The organism is Oceanobacter sp. 5_MG-2023 (assembly GCF_030548165.1).
Taxonomy (GTDB): domain Bacteria; phylum Pseudomonadota; class Gammaproteobacteria; order Pseudomonadales; family Oceanobacteraceae; genus Oceanobacter.
Map to the genome: position 1 here is coordinate 1 of NZ_JAUORS010000070.1, position 749 is coordinate 749.

A 749-nucleotide genomic window follows, 5' to 3' on the forward strand; every position below is an offset into this window, starting at 1 on the left:
ATGGCTAAGGCAACGTTTGAACGTTCCAAACCCCACGTAAACGTAGGTACTATTGGTCACGTTGACCATGGTAAAACCACTCTGACAGCGGCTCTGACTCGCGTATGTGCTGAAGTATGGGGCGGCGCAGCCGTTGCATTCGACGGTATCGACAACGCACCAGAAGAGCGTGAGCGTGGTATCACTATCTCAACTTCTCACGTTGAGTACGAATCTCCAAGCCGTCACTACGCCCACGTAGACTGCCCAGGACACGCGGATTATGTGAAAAACATGATCACCGGTGCTGCGCAAATGGACGGTGCTATCCTGGTATGTGGTTCTACTGACGGCCCAATGCCTCAGACTCGTGAACACATCCTGCTGTCCCGTCAGGTTGGCGTACCTTACATCGTCGTTTTCCTGAACAAGGCAGACCTGCTGGCTGAAGACTGCGGTGGCGCAGACTCAGAAGAATACGCAGAGATGCTGGAACTGGTTGAAATGGAACTGCGTGACCTGCTGTCTGAATACGACTTCCCAGGTGACGACACACCAATCATCCCGGGTTCTGCCCTGATGGCCCTGAACGGCCAGGATGACAACGAAATGGGTACTACTGCGGTTAAAACCCTGGTAGAAACTCTGGATTCCTACATCCCAGAGCCAGAGCGTGCGATCGATGGTGACTTCATCATGCCAATCGAAGACGTATTCTCTATTCAGGGTCGTGGTACGGTTGTTACCGGTCGTGTTGAGCGCGGTATCGT

The 749-nt window shown here is 53.1% G+C and carries 1 protein-coding gene; it reads left to right on the forward strand.

The window, feature by feature from the left end; translation table 11 throughout:
* Positions 1-749 (forward strand): GTP-binding protein (locus tag Q4551_RS16165; RefSeq protein WP_303434961.1); only part of this gene is annotated, 749 nt, incomplete at its 3' end.